Origin of the sequence: Hymenobacter sp. 102 (assembly GCF_049949205.1) — a bacterium.
GTDB lineage: Bacteria > Bacteroidota > Bacteroidia > Cytophagales > Hymenobacteraceae > Hymenobacter.
Window position 1 is genome coordinate 2607883 of sequence record NZ_CP188172.1, and the last position, 16793, is coordinate 2624675.

13 protein-coding genes are annotated in these 16793 nt (G+C 60.9%); 7 read left to right on the top strand and 6 right to left on the bottom strand.

Annotated features, from left to right (window positions below):
* The first annotated feature begins 69 nt into the window (after positions 1 to 69).
* Both ACN19L_RS11225 and ACN19L_RS11230 read left to right on the top strand, forming a co-directional pair.
* A complete protein-coding gene (locus tag ACN19L_RS11225; protein ID WP_426489602.1) occupies positions 70 to 747 on the top strand; it encodes an outer membrane beta-barrel protein in 678 nt (225 codons plus the stop codon).
* 164 nt (positions 748 to 911) lie between these two features.
* A complete protein-coding gene (locus ACN19L_RS11230; RefSeq protein WP_426489603.1) occupies positions 912 to 1925 on the top strand; it encodes a transglutaminase-like domain-containing protein in 1014 nt (337 codons plus the stop codon).
* Positions 1926 to 2076: 151 nt separating this feature from the next.
* On the opposite strand, the gene ACN19L_RS11235 is transcribed toward ACN19L_RS11230, so the two are convergent.
* On the bottom strand, positions 2077 to 3759 hold the full coding sequence (locus ACN19L_RS11235; RefSeq protein WP_426489604.1) for a S41 family peptidase: 1683 nt from the start codon (positions 3757 to 3759) through the stop codon (positions 2077 to 2079).
* A 421-nt stretch (positions 3760 to 4180) separates the two neighbouring features.
* Between ACN19L_RS11235 and ruvX the strand changes: the two genes are divergently transcribed.
* From ruvX to ACN19L_RS11255, 4 genes are all read left to right on the top strand, one after another.
* A complete protein-coding gene (gene ruvX, locus ACN19L_RS11240) occupies positions 4181 to 4591 on the top strand; it encodes a Holliday junction resolvase RuvX (protein ID WP_426489605.1) in 411 nt (136 codons plus the stop codon).
* Entirely contained in the window at positions 4588 to 5187 is a 600-nt protein-coding gene (gene def / locus ACN19L_RS11245) for a peptide deformylase (protein ID WP_426489606.1), read from the top strand. Before ruvX ends, def begins: the two co-directional genes overlap by 4 nt.
* 148 nt (positions 5188 to 5335) lie before the next feature.
* Positions 5336 to 6313, top strand: a complete 978-nt coding sequence (locus tag ACN19L_RS11250) for a zinc dependent phospholipase C family protein (RefSeq protein WP_426489607.1) — start codon at positions 5336 to 5338, stop codon at positions 6311 to 6313.
* Between the two features lie 195 nt (positions 6314 to 6508).
* Positions 6509 to 8851 carry a patatin-like phospholipase family protein gene (locus tag ACN19L_RS11255; RefSeq protein ID WP_426489608.1) on the top strand — a complete coding sequence of 781 codons (2343 nt, stop codon included), beginning with the start codon at positions 6509 to 6511 and terminating at the stop codon, positions 8849 to 8851.
* Between the two features lie 194 nt (positions 8852 to 9045).
* Here the strand turns inward: ACN19L_RS11255 and pulA are convergent, their stop codons facing one another.
* The 3 genes from pulA to ACN19L_RS11270 form a co-directional block, all read right to left on the bottom strand.
* Positions 9046 to 11052: a type I pullulanase gene (gene pulA / locus ACN19L_RS11260; RefSeq protein ID WP_426489609.1), complete on the bottom strand. Its 2007-nt coding sequence runs from the start codon at positions 11050 to 11052 to the stop codon at positions 9046 to 9048.
* 150 nt (positions 11053 to 11202) lie between these two features.
* The gene (locus ACN19L_RS11265; protein WP_426489610.1) at positions 11203 to 11952 is read right to left on the bottom strand and encodes an alpha/beta fold hydrolase; all 750 of its coding nucleotides are present in this window, start codon (positions 11950 to 11952) and stop codon (positions 11203 to 11205) included.
* A gap of 24 nt (positions 11953 to 11976) precedes the next feature.
* The gene (locus ACN19L_RS11270; protein ID WP_426489611.1) at positions 11977 to 12585 is read right to left on the bottom strand and encodes a TlpA family protein disulfide reductase; all 609 of its coding nucleotides are present in this window, start codon (positions 12583 to 12585) and stop codon (positions 11977 to 11979) included.
* A gap of 348 nt (positions 12586 to 12933) precedes the next feature.
* On the opposite strand from ACN19L_RS11270, the gene ACN19L_RS11275 reads away from it, so the two are divergent.
* Positions 12934 to 13647, top strand: coding sequence for a hypothetical protein (locus tag ACN19L_RS11275; protein ID WP_426489612.1), 714 nt, complete (start codon positions 12934 to 12936; stop codon positions 13645 to 13647).
* A 12-nt stretch (positions 13648 to 13659) separates the two neighbouring features.
* Here ACN19L_RS11275 and ACN19L_RS11280 read toward each other — a convergent pair whose 3' ends face one another.
* Complete coding sequence (locus ACN19L_RS11280) at positions 13660 to 14994, bottom strand: family 1 glycosylhydrolase (protein WP_426489613.1); 1335 nt, start codon at positions 14992 to 14994, stop codon at positions 13660 to 13662.
* A 101-nt stretch (positions 14995 to 15095) separates the two neighbouring features.
* A complete protein-coding gene (locus tag ACN19L_RS11285; protein ID WP_426489614.1) occupies positions 15096 to 16778 on the bottom strand; it encodes a GMC family oxidoreductase in 1683 nt (560 codons plus the stop codon).
* Positions 16779 to 16793: the final 15 nt, after the last annotated feature.

Here is a 16793-nt window from a genome sequence, read left to right on the forward strand (position 1 = left end):
AAGCCTTGAAAAAGCCCGTTGCACAGTAATGCAACGGACTTTATTATCAATGAATTAACAGGCTTACTTGTGAGGCACTACCTTTTTCTGCTTTGCTGGTTGTTTCCTGCAGTCCTACATGCTCAGGATACATCCAGCTTCCCCCGCTGGTATGGCAGCCTGCAATACGGCCGGCAGAATTATCAGCTTTTTCGTCCTAATAACCCGGAACCCTGGCGCACCAATCAGCGGCGGCCGCAATTGGCCTTGGGCTATCAATTCACCCCACGCTGGGCGGTACAGGCAGGCTGGGGACCTGCCCGATATAGTGGCACAAACTCGGCCATCGGGACAAATGAATTAGGGCAGCCGCTGACAGAAAATAGCTGGGGAGAGGACCGCAGCAATGTATTCTCCGTTTCCGGGCGCTATACTCTCCCCCGCGAAGTGCTGAAGCATCTGCAGTTTGAAATAGTAGGTGGCCCGATAGTTTTGACCGACCATAACTGGGGAGAAACCACGCACACGGAAAACGGACAGGTCACGCTTTATCATAAGAGCGACATCCGCTCCGTGAATGTGTATGCGCTGCTGGGCGCGGGGGCAGTATATTCTTTCGGCCGGCATTTCCAGGCTACCGCCGACCTGACGTTCAACAAGAACTTCAAACGCACGCTGGACGCCTACAATGTATATACTACCGGCAACCGGGCCGGCATCAGCCGCTCCGTGAGCCTGGGCGTGCGGTACCGGTTTCTGTACCGCTAAGTTTGCTCGAACCCGTTGTACGGCCCTGCTGGCTTCCGCCGGCGGGGCCATGTTGTTTTCTGAAACCGGGCCACTGTTTGGCGCTTGGTCGTCGGCAGCAGTAGCCGAACGGCCACTAACTGGAAAACGCCGGTGGCCAGCAACTTTTCTGCCCGTCCGTAGCTTTGCATAGTTCGCCAACTGCCCGCGCCGTGTACTCGTTTCTGCTGCCCCTGCTCTCGTTTCTTGCCCCCGATGCGCCGGCCGCGCCCGCGCCGCGCAGCCGCACGTTCACCTTCACGTACGCGGCCACCGTGCCGCCCCTGCCCGCCGGCACCGACTCGGTGGAGCTGTGGCTGCCGGTGCCCCACCCCGATGCTTCCCAGCAAATCAATGGCCTGACGGTGAAAACCACCGCGCCCTACACCGTGCGCACCGGCCAGTACGGCAACCAGCTGCTGCACCTGAAAGTAGCCGCCGCCCAGGCTGCCAGCCTGCGGGTGGAAATGCAGCTGCAAGCCACCCGCCAGGAGCGCCTCAACCCCTACCTGACCAGCACCGCGCCCAAAAAAGCCCGCCGCGCCGAATCCACCGACCCCGACATGGCCCGCTGGCTGCAACCCGACCGCCTCGTGCCCCTCGACGATAAAATCAAGCAGTGGGCCCAGGAAGTCGTCACGAAGGCCCAGGCCAAAACCGACCTCGAAAAAGCCCGCGCCATCTACGAGCACGTGGTGAGCACCGTGACGTACGACAAAACCGGCCAGGGCTGGGGCCGGGGCGACATCTACTACGCCTGCGATGCCCGCCGCGGCAACTGCACCGATTTCCACGCCGTGTTTATCGGCTACTGCCGGGCCGTAGGCATTCCGGCGCGCTTCAGCATCGGGTTTCCGCTACCGCCCGAGCGGGGGCAGGGCGAAATCAAGGGTTACCACTGCTGGGCCGAGTTCTACACGCCTGAAACCGGCTGGGTGCCCGTCGATGCCTCCGAAGCCGCCAAAAATCCCACCCGCCGCGACTACTTCTTCGGGGCCCACGACGAAAACCGTCTGGAGTTCACCCGGGGCCGCGACCTGGTGTTGTCGCCGCGTCAGGAAAGCACCCCGCTCAACTACTTCATCTACCCCTACGCCGAAGCCGACGGCAAACCGCTGACCGGCCTCCAGCAAACCTTCCGGTTTCAGGATGTGAAGTAGTAATTATGGCCGTTAGGAAAGCTTATAAGACTGTCATGCTGAGCTTGCCGAAGCATCTCTACCGCTTCGGTTGTTCGGTAGAGATGCTTCGGCAAGCTCAGCATGACAGTTCTATTTTTTTGGCAGTGGCCTAGCGGCAACCCTTTCTTTCCTACTTCTCCAGCAGCCCAAGCATCACGGGGTTATTGGGCTCCTGCACGGCTTTCAGGGCCTGCTGCATTTCGGCGTCGTCCTGGTTCAAGACCTGGAAGTAGGCCGATTTGCCGTAGGCGCTGCGAGCAATGAGGGCTTTGAGCTGAGTGCGCAGCAACGGCGTGCTGCGGCGCAGGCCGGCGGCATCGGCCGGCACGCCATTCTGAGCCGCGCGGGCGGCCAGCTGCTGCAGTTGCGCTTCGCTCACGCGGAACGCCTGATTGAACTGCTCAAACCGCAGGGCTTCCAGCTCGCCTTTGTGCTCCTGGTAGTAGGTCACGGCAAACTCCCGCACCAGGTTGTTGCTCTGCAGCCGGGTGTAGTAAGCTGAGGTAGCCGAGGTGTCGCGGGGCACAAAAAGGTCGGGCATGATGCCGCCGCCCCCGTACACGGTGCGGCCGTGGGCGGTGCGGTAACGCAGGGAATCGGCAAAATGGATGCTGTCGGCGTGGAACAGCTCGCCGTGGCGCAAACGGTTCTGCAGGTCCTTCTCGTACTCACCCAGTCCGCCCCGGTAGGATTTCTGGATGCTGCGGCCCGAGGGTGTGTAGTAGCGGGCAATGGTGAGGCGCAGCTCCGAGCCATCGTTGAGGGCAATGGGCTGCTGCACCAACCCTTTACCGAACGTACGGCGACCCACCAGCACGGCCCGGTCGTGGTCCTGCAGGGCGCCGGCCAGCACCTCGGCGGCCGAGGCGCTGCCTTCGTCCACCATCACCACCAGGGAGCCTTCCTCGAACTCCCCGACTACCCGGGAAAAGGTCTGGGTGTCGTACTGGTCACCTTTGCCGTCGGTGTACACAATCTTTTTGGTGCCCCCGATGAACTCATCGGCCATTTTGGTGGCCCGGTCGAGGTAGCCACCGGGGTTGCCGCGCAAATCCAGCACCAGCCGCGTAAGCCCCTGCCGACGCAGGTCGCCGAGGGCGGCCTTGAACTCATCGTAGGTGCCGCTGGCGAAGCGGCTTACTTTAATGTAGCCGGTCTGGTTGTCCACCATGTAGGCCACGTCCACCGAGGCATTGGGGATGCGGTTGCGCGTTACCTGCACGTTGATGGGGCGCGGCAAACCGCGCCGCATTAACTGCAGCACCACGTTGGAGCCCCGGGGGCCGCGCAGCTTGCCGAACATCTGCTCCGTGGTCATGTGCACGCCCGAAACCCGCTGCCCGTTCACGGCCAGAATCCGGTCACCGGGCTGCAGGCCGGCCTGCTCGGCGGGCCCTTCGCTGAGCGGAGCCACTACCGTTACCGTGTCGCGGAACAGGTTAAATTCTACGCCAATACCGTCGTAGTCGCTTTGCAGAAAGGAGGAAGCCTGCTGCTGCTGCCTGGCGGGGATAAATACGGAGTGCGGATCCAGACGCTCCAGCATGCGGCTGATGGCGTAATCCGACAGTTCCTCGGCATTCACCGAGTCCACGTAGTCCCGGTCCACGTAACTGAGGATTTCCTTGAACTTCAGGTAGCCCCGGGCCGTGAGGTCGGGGTTTTGGTCGGACGGGCGGAAGGGATTGGACCCCAGCAGGATGCCGGCCAGTAGTGCCAGCCCCAACAGCAACGGCTGCCGTACCTGCCGCCGGGTATTCCGCGGGGTCGGCTTCGACGCGGACAGCGACGAGTCAGGAGGCTCGGGGGTCATAACGCGTTGAGAGAGTAACAGTTTAGCCGATAGGTGGGAATGCTCAGTACAGACAGGTCTTCAAAACTATTGAAACTTTTCCAAGAAACCACAACGCCTAGCAGACCGTCCGCTACTTTCAAATAACAGTACAATTTTTTATTCATCCAGAACAATAAAATACCTCCGCAGATTATTCCAGTGCAATACGAAATCAACTGACTGTGAATCGAATACAAAGGTTATTTTATCATTTTAAAAAGAAGGCGGCTCTTCGACCAATGCTGACTTTCACGCCGTGAGCAACTGTTTGCGGGTGGCCTACGGCTTTTGGTGCCCGACCAGCGGCTGGCACCTTTCTTCGGGGGCCTCGTATCTTTGTGCGCGGGGGCGACTCACCGATTGCGTAGCGGCCCCGCCACGTACCTTTATTCCTGTTCCGATGGGCCGCATTCTTGCCATCGACTACGGTCATAAGCGGGTGGGTCTTGCTGTAACGGACCCGCTTCAGCTGATTGCCACCCCGCTGGACACCATTCACAGCCAAGACCTGCTGACTTACCTGAAGGCGTATCACCAGCGCGAACCGCTGGCGGCCCTCGTCATTGGCATGCCCAAAAGCCTCAACAACGAGGCCACCGACTCCACCAGTGCCGTGGTGGGTGTGGTGCGCAAGCTGCGCAAGGAGTTCCCGACGGTGCCCGTGCACGAAATTGACGAGCGGTTTACCTCCCGCATGGCCCACGCCGCCATGCTGGCCGGGGGCCTCGGCAAAAAAGACCGCCGCGACAAAGCCACCGTAGATAAGGTGGCCGCCACCATCATTCTGCAATCCTACCTCGAATCCCGATGATTTACCCCATTGTTGCCTTCGGCGACCCAGTGCTGAAAGCCAAAGCCAAACTTATTCCAGCTGATTTTCCGGCTGCGGAACTCAAGCAGATTATTGCCGACATGTACGACACCATGTACCACGCCCACGGCGTGGGCCTGGCCGCGCCCCAGGTGGGCAAAAGCATCCGGCTGTTTGTCATTGACTCCGAGCCGATGCTGGATGAGGACGAGGACGGCAACCCCATTGTGGAGGAGCCCACGGCGGCTCCGGTAAAGCGGGCCTTCATCAACCCCCAGATGGTAAGCGAAACCGGCGAGGAATGGGGTTTTGAGGAAGGCTGCCTGAGCATTCCGGGGGTGCGCGAGAAAGTGGTGCGCCACTCCACCATTGTACTGCGCTACGAGGACGAACACCGCCAAGAGCACGAGGAAACCTTCTCGGGCATGACGGCCCGCGTGATTCAGCACGAGTACGACCACCTGGAGGGCGTCCTGTTCACCGACTACGTGTCGGGTCTGAAGAAGCAACTGCTCAAAGGCAAGCTGGCCCGCATCAGCAAAGGCGATGTGAATGCCGACTACCGCATGAAGTTTGCCGGCCAGGGCCGGCGGTAAGCATTCGTTCGTTCCTTTCTTTCCGTTATCCGGAGCAGCGCGAAGGACCTTATCATGTCAGAACAAATCGGTTCAGGCACGGCAAGGTCCTTTGCGCTGCTCCGGATACCAGTTTTTTCTTCTGGCTGAGGTTGTTACCTTATGCTCTATGAAATCCTTATCCCGTTATCAGCTGACTATTTTATGCCTGTTGCTCACGGCTTCCTCGGCCCAGGCCTGGGGGTTTTTCGGGCATCGGCTGATTAACCGGCTGGCGGTGTACACGCTGCCACCCGAAATGATTGGCTTCTACAAAGCCAACATCGACTACCTCACCGACAACGCCACCCGGCCCGACTCCCGCCGCACGGTAGTGCCCGGCGAGGCCCCGCGCCACTTCCTGGACGTGGACGTGTACGGCGACTCGGCCCTGACCAAACTACCCCATAACTACGCCGATGCCGTGGCTTTGCTGGGCGAGGACTCCTTGCTGCGCCACGGCATTGTGCCCTGGCAGGTAGCCCGGATGAAGGGCCAGCTCACGGCCGCCTTCCAGGCCCACGACGCCGACCGGATTCTGCACCTCTCGGCCGATATGGGGCATTACGTGGCCGATGCCTGCGTACCGCTGCACACCACTCACAACTACAACGGGCAGCTGACCGGGCAGCGGGGCATTCACGGACTCTGGGAAAGCCGCCTGCCGGAGCTGCTCAGCAACGGCTACGACTTCTTTACCGGTCCGGCTCCGTACCTCGACCGGCCTACCGACGCCATTTGGACCACGGTGGCCCGCTCCAACGCGGCCGTGGACTCGGTGCTGCGGTTTGAGCGGGAGCTAAGCCAGAAAACGCCCGAGGACCGCAAGTACGGCTTCGAGCAGCGCGGCAACCTCACCGTGCGCACCTACTCCCGCGAATTCGCCCGCGAGTACCACCAGCGTCTGAACGGGCAAGTGGAACGGCAGATGCGGCTGGCTCTGCGGCTGGTGGGCGCGTTCTGGTACACGGCCTGGGTGGATGCCGGCCAGCCCGACCTTGACCGGCTACCCCGCACGCCTTCCGAGAAGGAGCAGCAGCGCCTGGCCCTGGAGGCTAAGCAAACCGAGCAGGCGCCCGCCAAACCCGTAGCCGGCCACGAAGAATAGCGGGGGATGCGCTCTGCAAAGCCGGCTGACTATTCGCCGGATACCCGGCTTTCACCCGCTTTCAGCCCGCGAAAAAGGCCCTGCGCCGAGTGAGGCGTACGGCTCAGCTCGGGGCGCGCAACTTGCCGGCTTGGTCTGCGTAGGAAACGCGCCCCTCCTTCGGGGCTTTTCCCCGTTCCATTCCCCTCCGTTTGTATGCGTAACTCTACTTGCGTCGTTGCCTTCCTATGCGCGTGGCTGCTGGCTTCCTTTACTGCTCAGGCCCAGAAAGTAGGCTTGGTGCTGAGCGGGGGCGGGGCTAAAGGCCTGGCCCACGTGGGTGTGCTGCGGGTGCTGGAGGAAAACCGGATTCCCATCGACTACATTGTGGGCACCAGCATGGGGGCCATTGTGGGTGGCATGTACGCGGCCGGCTACTCGCCCCGGGAAATTGAGGAAATCATTTTAAAGCCCGAGTTTCAGACCTGGGTTTCGGGCCGGCCCCTGGAGGGCAAAGTATTCAACTACTACGATACTGACCCCAGCCCCGCCGCCCTGCACCTGCGCCTGGCCCTCGACTCAACCCTGAAAGTGCGAGTGACACCCCGCCTGGTGGATGACGTGACCCTGAACTACGTGCTGGCCACCATGCTGGCCCCGGCCGGGGCCATTGCCAACTACAACTTCGATAACCTGCTGGTACCGTACCGGGCCGTGGCTTCCGAGGTGTTCACCCGCGAGAAGGTGGTGCAGCGCAACGGCTCCCTATCTGATGCCGTGCGCAATTCCATGGCGTTTCCGCTGGCATTCCGGCCTATTCGTCAGGCCGATGGCCGCTACCTGTTCGACGGGGCTGTGGTGGATAACTTTCCTACCGGCGTAATGCGGCAGGAATTCAAGCCCGACGTCATTATTGGGGTGAACGTGGGCGACGTAGCATTTGAGAAATACCCCAAAGAACGGGATGACGCGCTGCTGACCAGTACGCTGCTGTTCCTGGGCTCCAACGTGGCCGATACGACCTCCGTGGGCCGCAACGGCATCTTCATTCAGCCCAAGCTGGGCGACATTACGGCGGCCGATTTTACCAAGGTGAAGCAACTGGTGGCGCTGGGCACCCAGGCCGCCGTGGAGAAGCTCCCGCTGATTCAGCAGCGCATTACCCGCCGCGAGGATACCTTGGCGCTGCAAGCCCGGCGCCGGGCTTTCCAGGAGCGGGCCCCGCGCCCCGAGTTTAAGCAGGTGAATGTACAGGGCATTCCGGAAGTACAGCAGACGTTTGTGCGGCGCTTCTTTCAGCGCTCCGGCTCTACCTACTCCCCGGCCGATATTGAGGAAGGCTACTACCGCTTGGTTAACAACGACTTCTTCAACAACGTGTACCCCCGCATCCGCTACGACCGGGACAAGCAGGGCTACGTGCTGAACGTGGATGCCCGCCAGAACTCCAACCTCTCCACCGACCTGGGCGTGCTGCTGACGACGCGCTCCATGAACAACTTTTACATTGGGGGCAGCTACCGCTACCTGAACCGCTACCTGTACACCATCAAGGCTGATGCCACCATCGGGCGCTTCTACAACGGGGCCCGGGGCTCGTTCCGGGTGAGTATTCCGGGCAACGTACCGGTGTATTTCGAGCCCACTATCCTGTTCAACAACTTCAACTACCAGGATACCGGCGGCCTGCTGGGTACCGGCAAAGCCGCCCAGAACATCCAGATTCAGCAGCGCGACCTGAAAACCTTCGTGCAGGTGGGCATTAGTCCCAACTACCGCAGCCGCTACGTGCTTAGCGGGGGCCTGTTCACCAACCGCGACAATTTTGCCAACACCGACCAGATTCGCTCCGATGACAAGCTGGACATCAGCCGCTTCCAGGGTGGCACGGCCGCCGTGCGATTCGAGCGCAACTCCCTTAACCGTCGCCAGTACCCCACGGCCGGCCGCCGCGTAGAGGTAGCTTTCCGGGGCGTGAGTGGGCAGGAGAAGTACGAGCCGGGCTCCACCGCTGAGGGGCTGACGGCTCGCAGCCATAATCACCAGTGGCTGAAAGCCACTCTGTTTATGGAGCAGTATTTTAACCTCAATAAAGTAGATACGGTAGGGGCCCGCACCAATGCCTGGGGCTTTATGGTGGATGCCGTGGCCAGTACGCAAGGCAAGTTCTCCACGTACCGCTCCTCCCTCACGGCCGCCCCGGTCTTTCTGCCCTTACCCGACTCGCGCACTATCTTTCTGGATAATTACCGGGGCACCGCCTACGCGGCCGTGGGCCTGCGCTACGTGAAGGCCCTGTTGGGCTCTTTGGAATGGCGCACCGAGGGCTACGTACACACGCTGATTCGCCCCTGGGAGCGGCAGGCTGAACGCCCGTTAGAGGCCCGGCGCGGCACCATTGCCACCCGCCCCTACCTTACCCTCATGACGGGTTTCCAGTACCAGACGCCCGTGGGTCCGGCCGCCCTGCAGTTTATTCACTACGACGAGAAAGAGCACAAATTCGGCGTCTTCGCCCACATCGGCTACGTGCTGTTCCGGGACCGGTCGTTGGATTAATGAAACGTCATTGCGAACAAAGCGAAGCAATCCGTCCTGCGAACAGCTCAAAGCCTTGGTAAGCACAAAGCCCCTGACGTCCGTGCTGATGTCAGGGGCTTTTGAATGGGTCGATATTTAGCGCTTAGAGAAGGACGGATTGCTTCGTCGTACCTCCTCGCAATGACACCTCACTCACTCACTCACTCACTCACTCACTCACTCACCAGAATCAGGGCGGAAGAGGCCGGCACTTCCACCGTGGCCCCGGCGGCTACCGGCAGCGGGCGGAGGCCTTTCTGGTTGATTTCATCTCCGCTGAGCACTACCGAGTAGGTACCGCCGGACACGGGCAGGTGGGCGAGTTGGCGGTTGCCGTTGAACAGGACCACGATGTTGTTCCACTCGTCGCCGCCGGCGTGGTTTTTCAGGCGGTAGCCAATGGTGGTAGCGGGCAGATTGGGCAGGAATTCCAGATGCTGCTGAATGAGCTCCTGCGTGGGCAGGCGGAAGGCCGGGTGAGCCTGGCGCAGGGCAATGAGTTGGCGGTAAAACGCAAACACGCGGCCGTACTGCGCCTTCCGGCGCCAATCAATCTGGTTGATGCTGTCGGGCTGGTTGTAGGAATTGTGGGAACCGAACTTAGTGCGCAGAAACTCGTCGCCGATGGGCAGGAAGGGTACGCCCTGGGAGGTAAACACGATGGTGTTGCTGAGCAGGTCCATCCGCAGCCGTTCCTCCTCCGAAGCCCCGGGGTTGGAGGCGGCCAGCTTATCCCAGAGCACCATATCATCGTGGCAGGCCACGTAGTTGATAGTTTGGGCCGGGGAGGCTGCCCAGGGAGCCTGGGAGTAGTTTACCTTGGTGTAATTCAGCTGGGGGTGCTGGGTAGCGGCCACAATACCGAACTTCACGCTTTCTTCCAGGCCCGGCCGGCCGCTGGCAAACCCCGGCTCCGTCTGGCGGGCAAAGTGGCCCTTCACCCCGTCGCGCAGCTCATCCGAAAACGCCGCCACGCGGTCCATTTTCAGCACGTTGACTTTCAGGGCCCGCTCGGTGTCGGGCAACGGACTGCTGCCGGCCGTCCAGCCTTCCCCGTACACGAAAATGCTGTGGTCCTGCTGGTCCAGGGCCACGCGCACGGCCCGCATGGTGCGCAGATCCAGCACGCCCATCAGGTCAAACCGAAACCCATCGGCGTGAAACTCCCGGGCCCAGTACGCTACTGACTCCACGATGAGCTTACGCACCATGGGCCGCTCGGAAGCAATTTCGTTGCCGCAGGCGGCCGCGTCGGAAAGGGTGCCATCGGGGCGGTGGCGGTAGTAGTAGCCGGGCACCAGCTGCTCGAAGGAGGTGCGCCCAACGGCCGTGGTGTGGTTGTACACCACATCCAGCACCAGCCGCAGGCCCCGGCGGTGCAAGGTTTGTACTACCTGCTTCAACTCCCGAATGCGGCTGGCGGGGTCAGTGGGGTCGGTAGCGTAAGAGCCTTCGGGCGCGGAGTAGTGCAGCGGGTCGTAGCCCCAGTTGTATTGATTATCGGTTAAACGGCTTTCATCCACTGAGGAGAAGTCGTTGGTAGGCAGCAGGTGCAGGTGGGTGATGCCCAGCTCCGCGAGGTGGTCGAGGCCGGTTCTGACGCCGCCGGGGCCGCGCGTGCCGGCTTCCGTGAGGCCTAAGTATTTGCCCTTCTGCTGCACGCCCGACTGCGGGTGCATGGACAGGTCGCGCACGTGCAGCTCCCCAATCACTACATCGGTTGGCTGCTTGAGCTGAGGCCGCGCGTCCTCGTCCCAGCCGGCCGGGTTTACGGTGGCGGGGTCAAGCAGAGCCCCGCGCTGGCCGTTCAGGCCCACCGCGTGCACGTAGGGGTCGGGTACTTCGGCCATCTTCTGGCCTTTGATGGTGGCCTGCACCACGTAAAACCGGCCGGCCGGCTGAGCGGGCAGGGTGTACACCCAGGTTCCGCCCGATGATTTCTGCATGGCGTACTCCGCCGCCGGGCTTCCTCCGGTACCGGTAGTGTAGAGCTTTAGTTGGAGCTTTTCAGCCGTTGGGGCCCATACCCGCAGGCGGGCCTGGCCCTGGCGGAACGTCAGACCGAGGTCAGGACCCTCATAGGTGGGGTAGGCATCGTAGCCCTCCCCTACCTGGGCCGTGCGGCAGGTAGTCAGGGAAAGAGCGACGGAAACAAGCGTCGGGAAGAGCCAGGCGTTCATAGAGGGCAGAAAAGTCAGCCCGCAAGTTCGGGGGTTTGCCGCGCTTCCCAATACGTTGGACAGGCCGGTTTCAATGGGTACTGCACCGGATATCCGGCCGTGCCGGCAACAACCGGCCCAACGGGTTGAGGCAGCTAAAGCAGAGTGTTGTTATGCCGTTTTCAACCGCTCGGCAAACCGGCGCAGTAAGGCCGCTACTTCCTGCGGGGCCTCGTAGGGCAGCAAGTGGCCTGCTCCTTTGATAATTTCCAACGGAGTACCCTCGGGCAGCAGCGGCAGGGTTTCCAGCCCGTGTACCGAAGGCGACATCACCGCATCCTGGTCGCCGGCCACAATCAGGCAAGGTACCAGCACGTCGCACATCCGGGTGCCCATATTTTCCCGGCTGCCGTGTAGCAGCCAGGCATCCCAGGCGGCCCGGGAGCTGCGCAGGTTATCCTGCACAATCTGCTGGTGTACTGCCGCGGGCAAAGGCCGGGCGGTAATGGTGCGGAAGGTTTTTTCGGCTTCGGCAGGCTTACCGTAGGCTTTCACGCTACTCATGCGGTCCTCGTCGGTCATAGGCTCGGGCGTGGGTGGGGACGGGCTCAGCAGGGCCACGCCCGCCAGACCAACAGGCTGCCGGGCCGCCAGAGCCAGTGCTATTTTCCCACCCATACTGTGCCCCACCAGCACGTACCGCTTCAACTTTCGCTCAGTAATGAATGCCGCTACTGCGTCGGCGTAGGCATCTACTGAAAATTTGTTTGCCTCGGATGGAGCTGCGCCCCCAAAGCCCGGCAGGTCGGGGGCGAGGAACGGGTAATTGGGGGCCAGAAGCTGGGATATGGCGTCGAAGGCGCGGCTGGAACCGGCCCAATAGTGCAAGCCGATGAAAGTGAGCGGAAATGATGCAGGCATACCCGCAGTACGCAGCCAGCCGGGCTAGGGCTGACCAGAATCGGCCAGTTTTTCCAGTGCGGCCTGAAACGCCGGGGTATCGTAGTCGGCCATACCCTCGTGGCGGGCGGCTACCCGTCCGTCGGGGCCCAGCAACACGGTGGTTGGGATGGACTCGGTATCAAAGGGAGCGGGCAGCGCAGCCGTGGGGAAATACACGGGCATGGTGTAACCCCGGCGCTGTACCAGGCGCTGGGCTTTAGCGGGGTTTTCGTCCAAAGAAATCAGCACAAAGGCTACTTTGTCCTTGTCTACCCGTTCATATAAACGCTGCAAACCAGGCATTTCGGCCACGCAGGGTGGGCACCAGCTGGCCCAGAGGTTCACCAGCACCGCCTTTCCCCGCAACTCCCGCAGGTTCAGGGTGCTGCCATTGAGGCCGCGCAGGGTAAGCGCGTGCGGGTAGCCGCCCATTGTAAGCCGGGCCGGCGGGCCAGCTGGAGCAGTGGGTAAAGCAGGCCGCCACAGACCCGTAGCTAACAAACCTTGTTGCAGCCGGCCCAGTACGGGCGTGCGCAAATCGGTGGTCAGAACGACGATAAAGGCTAGTAGAAGCAGCCACTGTAACGCGGTGCTGAGTTTGGGACGACTCATTGAGAACGGGTATTCACTGCAGTAAAACGGACAAAGCTACTCCCACCGGAATACTAACCGCACGTACACCCTGGCAAAACCCCTACAGGCTCCCTGGTTGTGTATCAGCCCGAACACCCAGGCCCTCCCTACATGCCGTTGAGCGTACCAATCTGCCGGTTGAAAAGTCAGATGTGCTGGGTGCTTACCTTTCAGATTCACCGCCTGGCACCCAAAAACCGGCTTTATACAGCTACGCACTACCATCTACCTGACTAACAGAAGTCAGGCGAAGCCGAATTCCGGATTGTATGGAACGGAAATAAAGCTGCTTCTTCGGCTTCTAGTCTATCATCTCCTGCTACCGCCATGAAATCTGCTATTCACCCCAGCCTGTTTGCCGCCGCCGCGAGTCTTATACTGGGCGGCGGCTGTCAGAAACAGGACCCCACTCCGGACTGCCCGGGCGGCTGCACTACTGTGAAAGGGCGTTTCGTAACGGGTAACGGCCAGGCTCCCCTGCGCGGAGTTGGTCTGACGCTGGTGTGGTATAAGGGCTGGGGATTTTTTGGGCGCACCGGCGCACGTACCAAGGCCACTGCCACCACCGATGCCAACGGTAGCTATACCCTAAACTACTCCCTGAGCGAAGAAGAGGTCCAGACCGGCCACCTTCATGTTGATGTGAAAGCGCCCTCTTACTTTGGCGTGAGTGGGGTGTACCTGCCGGCACCCCAGCAGCGCGACACTACAATAACGGCCCCTACCTACTGGCTGCCCCGCACGGCCAAGCTAACCTGCCAGCTTACCAATTCAACTGCACTACAGGGAAGTGACCGAATCAGCGTAGATATCAGTTTCAAGCCGGGTCCGGCCCGCACGGGTTTCCAGGCTACCATTGGCGGGTTTGCCAGCGCGGCCCAGGGAGGCAGCAGCAGCTTTGAGCCCGAAGTACCGGCCGAGCAATTACTGCGCATCAAGGTGCTGCGGTACCGTAATGGGTCGTATGTTTCGTTCCGCACCACCCAGGATTCAATGTTGCTGGCCCCAAACGAAACGCGCACGTATCCGGTGGCTTTTTAGCACGCAGCGGCGCTATTTCTCCACTTTGAGCGTGGCGGGGCGGCCGGTAAATTCGAACATCTCGGCATGGGGCACAATGGTTATCTGGCCGAACTCCTGAATCATCATCTTGTAGCTCTCCCCCACCGGCCGGATTTTCCGGTCCAGGTCGTAGAGGCCGCAGGCGTTTACCTTCAGGCGCTTCTCCCGCAGGCTGATGTCCCAGTCTACCTGATCCAGCAGGCTGTACCAGGTGAAGCCCACTACCGGTACCCCATCCTGCCGGATGCGCTGCACGTTCACCCACTGTTTCCACAGCCAGCACTCGGCGTCCTTGGGGTTGAAGGTGTTGGTTTCGGTGTGCATTACGGGCTTGCGGTACCGCTCGTAATACTGTTTGGTCATGGTGTACCAGCCCAGCACATCCTCAGCCTCGCACCAGTCGCCGTTGGGCTTGATAATTTTCTCGTTCCGACCATAATAGTCATTGCCCATGATCTGGTAGCCGGGCGGCTCGCCGGCCATAAACCACTTCAGCTCCTCCCGGCTCATACCGTTATCCATGCAGTACAGCAACACTTCCGCATCAATGGTGTGGGCGTACAGCAAATCGAGCGACAGGAAGCGCAGCTTGTTCTGCAGCCGGATTTCGGGACTTTCCACGGCCCGCATCTCGTGGATGTACTCGGCCGACTCACTTTGCACAATGATGCAGTCGGGCCGCACTTTGGCAATCTGCTGGGTGCCCATGATGCTGGCCGCCGTAATGTGCTTCATGGCCGTAATGAAGGCACGGTCGTCCTTGAGCTGTTCGTTCCAGATACCGTCTTTGGCCGAGGCCCGGGCGGTTACATAAATCTCATTTACGGGCGTGTAAAACCGTACCCAGGGGTAGCGCCGGGCCACGGCACCGCAATACTCCGCGAAGTGCACCGGCAGTTCGGGGTTCTGAAAATTGCCTATCCAGTCGGGTACGCCGAAATGCATCAGATCCAAAATGGGCGTGATACCCAGCCGCTTGATTTCGGCCATGGCCAGATCCGCAAATTCCCAGTCGAACTGGCCCGGCCCTTTATGAATGAGGTAGTACGGCAGGTTGTAGCGCAGCACTTTCAAACCCAGTTCCTTCACCAATCCCAAATCTTCCTTGTAGCGGGTATAATGGTCGGTTTCGGCCAGCAAATCGCGCCGGATGGTGCCGTTGGCAATGGTCGGATATGAGCACTCTATACCAGTGGCAAACATAAAGTTGCCTGGCGTACCGGTGGGCAACCCGGAACCGTCGTGGCCGCCGGCGCCACCAAACTGGTCGCCCTCGTAGCCACCTTTACCGAATTTCTCTTCAATATGAGTGAGGAAGGATTTCATGTGTTAGTGCTTAGTGCCTAATGCTTAGTTGGTCGTGTTTGGGAAGCAGATGTTAGTTTCTCCTGGGTTGATGAAATAGTCTAAGCCCCAAGCACTATCCCCTACGCACTCAAACTGGCCAGAAACTTATCGGCGGTGCGCAGACTCAGGGCCATGATGGTAAGAGCCGGATTAACGCTCAGGGCGCTGGGGAACACCGAGTTGTCGCAGATGTAGAGGTTGGGCACATCAAAGGCTTTGCCGTCGGGATTTACCACCGCGTCGTCGCCGCTGCGGCCCATGCGGGCCGTTCCGATAACGTGAGCATACCGTTCAAATGCCCAGATATCGGTGGCACCGGCAGCTTCCCAGATCTGGCGCATAATGCGCTCCGCGTGCCGGTTCATGCGCTGCTCGTTTTCCTGGGCCGTGAAGTGCAAACGAGGCTTGGGCAGGCCGCGGGCGTCCTTTTCGTCGCTGAGCTCCATAAAGTTGGCTTCGTGCGGCAGGCAGTCACCCAGAATGTTGATGCCGGCAATGTGGTTGTAGTTGCGCATATAGTCGCGCAAGGGCTGGCCCCAGAGCTTGCGCTGGCGTACCATCTGGGTGGCAAACGTTACGGGCATCACCCCGATGCTTTGCAGCAGGTAGCCGCCGGCAAAGTCGGCATCTTTCGGCCGGTGGGTGTCCTCAGAAATCAGGCCGCCGGGAATGCCTTTGTAAGGCCGGACATCCTCCTGGAACGTGCCCCACACCTGCATACCGGGGTGGGCCATGAAGTGTTTGCCCACGTGGCCGCTGCTGAGCGCTAACTCATTAAGCATGAGCAGACGGGGCGTTTCCACGGCCCCGGCGCACAGAAACAGGTGGCGGCAGCGCTGGCGCACGGTGCGGCCGTGCTGCTCGTACACCACGCCCGTTACGCGGCCCGAAGAGTCGCGCTCAATTTCCGTCACGTAGGCATCCGCCCGGATTTCGGCCCCGTAGCTTTCGGCCAGCGGCAGGAAGGTCACGTCCATGCTGGCCTTGGCCCCGCGGTTGCAGCCGGCCTGACAGAAGCCCCGATTGGTGCAGGCCTCGCGCCAGCCGAGGCCCTCCTGGTAGTAGCGCGCCGAAAGGGCCGCATTAGCCGCCGGTGAGGTTTGGATTCCGAGCTGCCGACAGGCGCGCTCCATCAGCTGAGCTGCGCCGTTTAAGGGCAACGGCGCTAATGGGTAGCCCTTGCGGCGGGTAGGGTCCCAGGGGTAGGGCGTGGGCCCCGAAATGCCCAGGAAGTGCTCAATTTCCTCGTAGTACGGCTCCAGCTCCTCGATACCAAAAGGCCAGTCCACACCCTGACCGAAATCCGTGTGCAGTTGCAGGTCGCCGCGGTGGGCGCGGGGCGTGTAGGCGGTGTAGTGCAGCGTGGAGCCGCCCACGCCGGTGCCGGAATTATTCTTGCCAAAGGCCACCGGGTTCTGGCCCGCCGAGAGGCGCTCATCGTTCCAGAACAGAAAGTTCTGGGCTTTCTCATCGGTGGCGTAGTCCTTGGTCGGGTCGCGGCGGGGACCGGCTTCCAGGGCCACTACTTTCAGACCGGCCATGGCCAGCCGGGCCAGCAGCGGTGCCCCGCCCGCTCCGGTGCCAATCACTACGCAGTCCACTCCATCAGTTGGGTCGGGCAACGGATCAGGGGATTCCTCGCCGGTAGGCTCCGTAACCGGAGTGGCTTCGTTTTCGGCCAGAATGCGTTGAAGCAGCGGGTCCTGTATTTCAGGCTGAACCGGGTTCAGTACGCCTTCTTCGAGTACTTCTTCGTCGGGCATTTTAAGAGTAACTGA

Coding starts and splice junctions, on each gene's coding strand:
- ACN19L_RS11265 (WP_426489610.1), bottom strand. CDS start 11,952: ATGCCTGCATCATTTCCGCTCACTTTCATCGGCTTGCACTATTGGGCC.
- ACN19L_RS11250 (WP_426489607.1), top strand. CDS start 5,336: ATGAAATCCTTATCCCGTTATCAGCTGACTATTTTATGCCTGTTGCTC.
- ACN19L_RS11255 (WP_426489608.1), top strand. CDS start 6,509: ATGCGTAACTCTACTTGCGTCGTTGCCTTCCTATGCGCGTGGCTGCTG.
- def (WP_426489606.1), top strand. CDS start 4,588: ATGATTTACCCCATTGTTGCCTTCGGCGACCCAGTGCTGAAAGCCAAA.
- ACN19L_RS11280 (WP_426489613.1), bottom strand. CDS start 14,994: ATGAAATCCTTCCTCACTCATATTGAAGAGAAATTCGGTAAAGGTGGC.
- ACN19L_RS11235 (WP_426489604.1), bottom strand. CDS start 3,759: ATGACCCCCGAGCCTCCTGACTCGTCGCTGTCCGCGTCGAAGCCGACC.
- ruvX (WP_426489605.1), top strand. CDS start 4,181: ATGGGCCGCATTCTTGCCATCGACTACGGTCATAAGCGGGTGGGTCTT.
- ACN19L_RS11270 (WP_426489611.1), bottom strand. CDS start 12,585: ATGAGTCGTCCCAAACTCAGCACCGCGTTACAGTGGCTGCTTCTACTA.
- ACN19L_RS11285 (WP_426489614.1), bottom strand. CDS start 16,778: ATGCCCGACGAAGAAGTACTCGAAGAAGGCGTACTGAACCCGGTTCAG.
- ACN19L_RS11275 (WP_426489612.1), top strand. CDS start 12,934: ATGAAATCTGCTATTCACCCCAGCCTGTTTGCCGCCGCCGCGAGTCTT.
- pulA (WP_426489609.1), bottom strand. CDS start 11,052: ATGAACGCCTGGCTCTTCCCGACGCTTGTTTCCGTCGCTCTTTCCCTG.